The following is a 7365-nucleotide window of genomic DNA, read 5'->3' as shown; positions in this document are numbered from 1 at the left end:
GCGTGGAGGAACAAAAGGCTGATGAAACTGCGTGCCGCATGGAGCATGCCATGGACACATCCACCTTTAAAAAATTCCAGGCCTTTATTCAAACCATGGACGACTGTCCCCACCGGGAAGACAATTAATCTTAGGGTACATCCTGATCGCCTGTCACAAACAAGGTTAATTCACGGATCACCACATACAGGGCCGGTACAAAAATAAGTGTCAACGCCGTGGCTGCAACCAGGCCGAAACTAAGACTCACGGCCATAGGGATAAGAAACTTGGCCTGGAAGCTTGTTTCCGTTAAAAGCGGGGCAAGGCCTGCCACCGTGGTGAAGGAAGTCAAAATCACAGGCCGGAACCGGGTTTCACCGGACTTGACCACAGCCTCAAACACCTTTGTCCCCTTGGCAACTTCAACATTTATAAAATCAATGAGGATCAGGGAATCGTTAACCACAATACCGGACAAGGCCACAATTCCGAAAATCGAAATCATGGTAATATCCAGACCCATTACAAAATGTCCCACAACCGCCCCGATCAGGCCAAAGGGGATAGCGGTCATAATAATCAATGGCTGGTTGTAGGAGCGAAACTGGCTTGCTAAAAGCAGAAAGATAATCATGATTGCCACAACAAATCCTTTGATCAGGCTTTCCATGGACTCTTTGCTGCGCTTGGCCTGGCCTTCAAGGTCATAGGGAATCCCGGGAAAGCGCTTGATCATGTCAGGCAAAAATTTTTTACTTAAATCTTTGACAATATTCTGGGCATTGGCAGTGTCCTCATCAAGATCGGACGTCACGGTGATCACCCTGTGCCTGTCCACGCGCTTAATTGTCGCGTACCCCCTCTGGGTCTCAATGCGCGCCACCTGGTTCAAGGGGATTTCACGATTGTCCTTTGTCCGGATGCGAAGCCGGTCTATACTGGCTTCGGTCTCCCGCTCCTGCTTGGAATACCGGACCATGACCTTGACATCATCTTTTCCCCGCTGGATTTTAAGAACTTCATCACCATAATATCCCTGGCGAAGCTGGGTGGCGATGTCTGCCATAGTCACGCCTAAAGATTCGGCGCCCGGTTGGATATAGATCTGTTTTTCCATCTTTCCGGGCCTGAAATCATCGGTGATGTCAAAGGTGCCCGGATAGGATGCAATCTCCTCCTTAAGGGCCTGGGCTGCCGCTTCCATTTGGGAAAGCTCACTTCCGTGCAGACGGATCTCAATGGGATTTCCTCCGGGACCGCTGCCGATAATGCTAAATGTAGACTGCTCAGTCCCCAGAATATCACCCGTGAATTCCCGCCATTTGCTTGTCACCTCCGAAGCCAGGATATCCGGACGCTTTGCAGACGGTAAAATCTCAATCCAGGCGATACCGCAATGCCCGCCCGATACCCCCTCTTTCCAGTCCCGTTGTGGTATAACCCCCACCAGGGAAAAGGTATTTACGATAAGATCTTTGTTGTCCTCAACCCGATCCCTGAAATAATCGTTGAGTTTAAAGGCCCCGGTTTCAATCTGTTTAATTGTTTTCTGGGTGGTATCAAAGGGGGTGCCCAAAGGGTAAACAATCTCCGAATACATCCAGTTGGAATCACTTTTCGGGAAAAAAGTGTACGGCACATGGCCGCCGGCAATCAGTCCTAAACTGATGATCAGACATCCTAGGCCCAGTACCAGAGTAAAATACCTATTTTTGACACAATAGCGCAGTATTGGAAGATACCAGGCATAGATGACATGATTCAGTCCTTTTTCCATCCGGATTCTCAGGGTGCTGTGAATATAGGCAACATCTGTTTTAAGCCAGTGGGCCCAGAAAAACAACTTCTTGTAAATCCTTGGCATACCGCCTCCCGCCGGTGAGTGGGACAGGGTGCTTTCCAGGTGTGCGGGCAGGATAAAAAAAGCTTCCAAAAGGGATATGAAAAGAATGCAAATCACGGACTCGGGCATGACCGCGATAAACTTTCCCATGATGCCGGTGATAAACATTAAAGGCGCAAACGCCACAATGGTTGTGACCACAGCCATGACCACAGGTCCCCCCACCTGTTCCATGGCCGCCATGACAGCCTGCTTGGGTGTTTTTCCGGCAGAGTAATGGGTATAAACGTTCTCCCCCACAATAATGGCGTCATCCACAAGGATGCCCAGGGTCATAATAAATCCAAACAAAGAGAGCATATTCACTGACGCGCCAATGTATTCCAGAAAAAGAAACGCCCCCATAAAGGAGATAGGAATACCCGATGCCACCCAGAAGGCAAGGCCTAAATCCAGAAACAGGGCCAGCACCACAAACACCAGGATAATCCCCTGGGTTCCGTTTTTGAGCAAAAGATCAATGCGCTCCTGAACCATGTCCGCTATATTGTACCAGTACCCAAGACCTATCCCTTTGGGCAGATCGTCCCGGGCATTATCAAGATAGGCAAGCACCCGGTTGGAGATGGCAATGGTATCCTGGGAATCGGTGCGTTTTACCACCACCATGGCAGCGGGTTGCCCGTTAAAACGGGATTGAAGGTCCAGATCCTCAAATCCGTCAACCACCCGGGCCACATCCCCGAGCCGGACCACAGTGCCGTCAGCCCTTGTCACCAGGGGAATCTGTTCATATTCAGCACCGGTATACCGTTTGCCCTTGGCCCGGATTAAAAATTCGCCACCACTGGTTTTGATCAGCCCGCCGGGCAATTCAAGGCTTCCCGAGCCCACGGCGCGCACCACATCATCAAAAGAGAGGGAAAAGTTGCGCAGATTTTCTTCTGAAATCTCCACGGAGATCTCATACTCCCGAACCCCCATGAGTTCTGCCAGCGATATTTCATCAAAACCCACCAGATCATCCCTGATTTTCTCGGCAGTCTGTTTAAGGGTTCGTTCGGCCACATCACCGTAAACAGCCACATAAATGGCCGGCTCATTGTTTTTGATCTCAATCACCACAGGATCTTCGGCCAGGGTGGGGAAAGAGTCAATCAGGTCAATCTCTGTTCTGACTTCGTTAAGCTTGGCGGCAATGTCCGTGCCGGCATCCAGTTCCAGTACCACGCCGGCATGTCCTTCAACCGCCGTAGAATACATTGTTTTGATATTTTCAAGACTTTTGAGCTGTTCTTCAATTTTGATGCAGATACCTTCTTCCACATCCTCGGGGGAGGCACCCGGGTAATCCACGGCAATACTGATCATATCCAAAGAGAACTGCGGGAACATCTCCCGCTTCATGTTCATGGCCGTAAACATCCCGGCCACAATCAGAAAGACCATGATCAGATTCACCGTAACCCGATGCTCCACCGACCATTTGCCAAGGGCCTTCATTTAGTTCTCCCCGGCCTTTTTAACCGTGATTGCCATACCGTCTAAAGCCCCGGGCAGGGGAGATTCAATGATCAGATCACCTGGGGTTAAGCCGTCTGTAATATAAACATCGTCTTCAAACCGCCGGATCACTTTGACCCTCTTAATCACGAGATGATTTGCCTTAGCCAGATACAGGGTATCGGGAGAGCGCATGAGTGTTCGTGGAATCTTAAACACATTTTCTTTTTGTTCCCCTTTGACACGGCACTTAACAAAGACACCGGGTCTGAGCAGCAGCAAAGGATCTTTAACATCCAGGCTACCAATTTCCACCGTCATGGGCATGGTCCGGGTTTTTTCGTCAATGGCGGCTTTAATTCTGACCACATGACCCGGCCACAACGGAGATCGTCCGCCTTCCAGATTGGCAATAGTTATAATCACTTGGGGCCGCCCCCCGTTTTCAAAAACAGAACCCAGCCATTGAAGTTCTTCAAGGTGAACACGGATATCCACATCCAGGGCATCTTTTTCATACATCACCCCAAGCACCTGGCCCGGATTAACATATTTCCCCGACCTGGACCTGTTTGGCCACCACAAAGCCATAAAAGCCTGCTTTAATTTCGGATTTTTCAAGCATCAGAGAAGCCGTTGCAAGTGCAGCCTGTGCCGAAGCCAAGGCTGATTTTTTCAAGGCCATCCGTGAGGGGACAAGTTCCTGGGCATTGGTGATTTTCTGCAACTGGTTTTTCGCGGACAGATACTGTTGTTCCACCTTATCCAAACTGGTTTTGGATGCAAACTGATTTTCAGCCAGCGCCCTGACCCGCTCCAGCTCCTTGGCAGCCAGTTGCAGATTAGAACGGGCAAGCCCGGCATCTGCCTTTAAATTCGATATTTCCTGTTCAAGCAGGCGGATATCGGCCCGGGCCTGATCCACAAGGACCCGGGCATTTCTTTCATTCAAGACAAGGGTGCGCTGGTCAATGCGCAAAAGAATCTCATCTTTATGAATGCTTGCACCTTCACGGAAATCAGGATGGACATAATCAATCCGGCCTGCAATCTCCATGGCCAGCTTCACACTGTTTCGGGGCATAACCGTCCCAAAGGCTTCAACGATCATATCAGCACTGCCCGATACTGCCGGAACACATAACACCTTGGGAGGCGTATTAACCATTTCCTTTTTTTGGGGTTTTTCTTTAGAAACAAATAACCACAAAGCCACGCCTGCTGCAAACAGCACAACTGCAAGCACACGCATCAGCCTAAATAAAAAAGACGGCATAGGTATTTTCCTTTGGCCAAAAGCCGACACTTGGATTTAAAGAATTATCCCGTCTATCCACTCTTTTTTGAAGATGCCCCCTTTATGGGGGGAACGGCCTGGGCCCCAGACTTGGCAACAGGCTTGACTTCAGGATCTGTGTTGGCTTCAGAGGTCTCGGCCTGTTTGGACGCAGGCTGTTTTGCAACGGCTTTGCCCCGGATTTTGGCAGTTTCCAAAGAAGATGCGTTTTTTTTACGGTTGTTTTCGGCTTTGGGGGAGACGCCCCTTAAAATGGGCATCACCTCATCGCGTTTTTCAGCCAACAAAAGGGAGATTTCTTCTTTGCGGGTTTCATCAAGAACGATATCGGAATTTTCAAGAAAATCAAACAAATTGTCGGCAATATCTAGCATCTTGTCATAGTCGTCTGCTTCTTTTTTTGTCGCGAATGTCATCTTTTTATCTCCATCCCTGACAACAATATATTGGACAATTACAGGCATTTTTTCTCCTTGAGAATAAAATTCTTTAACAAAGGAAAGCGGTTTATTTACACTTCTCTTTCATATTAAAAAAACAGGATTGGGTAAAGTTATTTTACTTTTGCCAGGGCAATCGGTTATTTTAAAACATATTTCACCAACAGTATGCATTGATTTCCAAATAACAAAAAATTTACCCAAGAATTGGATAAAAAAGTATCGAAGACCACCCCCACCCTCACCCGCAGAAAATCATAACATCCTGTATAGAAATATTTTTCAATCATGGTACTTATATTGCATTTAGAACTATTTTAAGAATAAAAGATTTGAGATTTAAGCCAGGAGGTTAAAGAGGTCTCATGGAAATAACAAAAGAGCAAGTTGACCATATCTTTAAACAGTCCAAAAGCACGGAAGAAGCCTTGATTGCCCTTTATAAACTTATTCTGCCAGACTGGGAACAAATCAAAACATCAAAAGGTTTTCCGCTGATCGGTAAAGACGGTTGGCTGTATATCTGCGAATGTTTTATCAGATTAAGCAAACCTAAAGATAACGGTTTCCCCGGATTATGGCTTAACAAAGGTTTTGACAGTAGCGATTATCTGCCAATGTGGACGGTTGATTTAAACCATTTTTATCCGACTTATTAAACCGAACCAGAGATGCATAAATCTCCTCTATCCACGCTTTTGTCAATAAAAAAATGCGTTTTTTTATAAGAATGGCTGGGTAAGGTACTCAAATCTTTAAAGGCTTGTTGTTGGCTATGTCTGTCAGTTGATATGTCAGGTCAGCCCATGGCTGTTTTATATGAAACTAGAGACAAGATACAAGAAACAAGAGGGCGAAGCGCCTGCGGCGCCCATTTTAGCCCTGAATTGTTGGAGTCTTTAGTTTCATTGTTTGTTGTGGGCTTGAGGCCCATGTGGGTTATAAAAAATTGCATTAAATTTGCTTTTCAAAAACCTAACCGGACATCACTGACACAGACCCTCACACAGAAAGTCTCTAAAACGCAAAAAAGCTTCCAACGAAAAACCGCTGAAAGCCTTATTGCTGTAGTGGTGGGCCATCTGGGAATCAAACCCAGGACCTACTGATTAAAAGTCAGTTTTAAACACTTTCAGAAATTTTCACAAAACCACATAAACATACTGATATCACTTGACATTATTATATCTGAACAGTATTTTACTTTCAGTTGATTTCACATAAAAACACCTTACGTCAGCCTAAAAGTGGGGGCTATGTGGGGGCAGAGTTGGCCAACCGATATACACAACAACGGAGAAAGGTGGTCAGGCAAATGTCAAAATACAAAAGCACAAATTACCCTGGGGTCAGATACCGGGAACACACAACAAGGAAGCATGGCATAAAACCGGATCAATATTTCTTCATTCGTTACCAGAAAGACGGCAAACGAAAAGAAGAAGGTGTTGGCTGGGCAAGTGAAGGATGGACTCCTTCAAAGGTGGCGCTTAAACTTGCCGAACTCAAAGCGGCAGCTACCACAGGATACGGAGAAAGCCGTTTGTCAGATGTCCGGGCAAAGGTTGAGGCGGAAAAGCAGCAGGAGCAAGCCCGGCAAGAACAAGAGGGAAAAGACAACATATCCCTGTCCACCTATTTTGATGAAATCTATTATCCGGCCATAGCCCAGGAGAAGAAGATCAAAACAGCTGTAACCGAGGAACAGCTTTTCAGACTTTGGATAAAAACAACCATGGGCGACAAGCCGTTAAAAGAGATTTCAGCCTTTGACCTGGAACGGTTGAAAAAGGGAATGACCACTGCCCGGAAGTCTCCACGCACAATTGAATACACTTTAACCACCCTGGGGCAGATATTTCGTCATGCTGAACGGTTGAAATATTTCCAGGGGGACATACCCACAACTCAGGTGAGAAAGCCAAAATACGATAACAAGCGGGTCAGGTTCCTATCTCACGATGAGGCTCACGCCCTGTTGGAAATCCTTCAAAAAAAAAGTCCGGAAACATACGAAATGGCACTGCTATCCCTGCACTGTGGATTAAGAGCTGGTGAAATCTTTTCACTTGCCTGGAAGGACGTTGATCTCGACCATGGCCTTATAACCCTGTTGGATACAAAATCCAGTAAGACCAGAACCCTATCAATGACAGCAGACATTCAGTCCTTTTTTATGGCAAAATACCAGGGCAGTAAACAGGATCTTATTTTCCCTGACCGGAAAACCGGTGGGATAAGGAAACAGATTTCAAAATCATTCCCCCGGGCAGTAGCCGAAGCTGGACTAAATGACGGCA

Annotated in this window: 7 protein-coding genes; 3 read left to right on the top strand and 4 right to left on the bottom strand. The window is 46.8% G+C overall.

The features are described 5' to 3' along the window. The first annotated feature begins 2 nt into the window (after nt 1-2). On the top strand, nt 3-128 hold the full coding sequence (locus AB7U36_RS14720) for an iron dependent repressor, metal binding and dimerization domain protein (protein WP_428160487.1): 126 nt from the start codon (nt 3-5) through the stop codon (nt 126-128). Nucleotides 129-130: 2 nt separating this feature from the next. Here the strand turns inward: AB7U36_RS14720 and AB7U36_RS14715 are convergent, their stop codons facing one another. From AB7U36_RS14715 to AB7U36_RS14700, 4 genes are read right to left on the bottom strand one after another with little or no spacing between them, the layout of a single operon-like run. After that, nucleotides 131-3328 carry an efflux RND transporter permease subunit gene (locus AB7U36_RS14715; protein WP_428160486.1) on the bottom strand — a complete coding sequence of 1066 codons (3198 nt, stop codon included), beginning with the start codon at nt 3326-3328 and terminating at the stop codon, nt 131-133. Then, a complete protein-coding gene (locus AB7U36_RS14710; RefSeq protein WP_428160223.1) occupies nt 3329-3850 on the bottom strand; it encodes an efflux RND transporter periplasmic adaptor subunit in 522 nt (173 codons plus the stop codon). A gap of 22 nt (nt 3851-3872) precedes the next feature. Next, a complete protein-coding gene (locus tag AB7U36_RS14705) occupies nt 3873-4604 on the bottom strand; it encodes an HlyD family secretion protein (RefSeq protein ID WP_428160224.1) in 732 nt (243 codons plus the stop codon). A gap of 53 nt (nt 4605-4657) precedes the next feature. Next, nucleotides 4658-5089 (bottom strand): YebG family protein, encoded by a 432-nt coding sequence (locus tag AB7U36_RS14700; protein WP_428160225.1) that lies wholly within the window; start codon nt 5087-5089, stop codon nt 4658-4660. 341 nt (nt 5090-5430) lie between these two features. Here AB7U36_RS14700 and AB7U36_RS14695 point away from each other — a divergent pair, with 341 nt between their 5' ends. Beyond that, a complete protein-coding gene (locus AB7U36_RS14695; RefSeq protein WP_428160485.1) occupies nt 5431-5724 on the top strand; it encodes a hypothetical protein in 294 nt (97 codons plus the stop codon). Nucleotides 5725-6380: 656 nt separating this feature from the next. Beyond that, nucleotides 6381-7365: tyrosine-type recombinase/integrase (locus AB7U36_RS14690; protein ID WP_428160484.1), on the top strand; the 985-nt coding region annotated here is incomplete at its 3' end.

The sequence above is a fragment of the Desulfobacter sp. genome (assembly GCF_050177295.1).
This window is presented reverse-complemented; position numbering and strand designations above follow the sequence as displayed.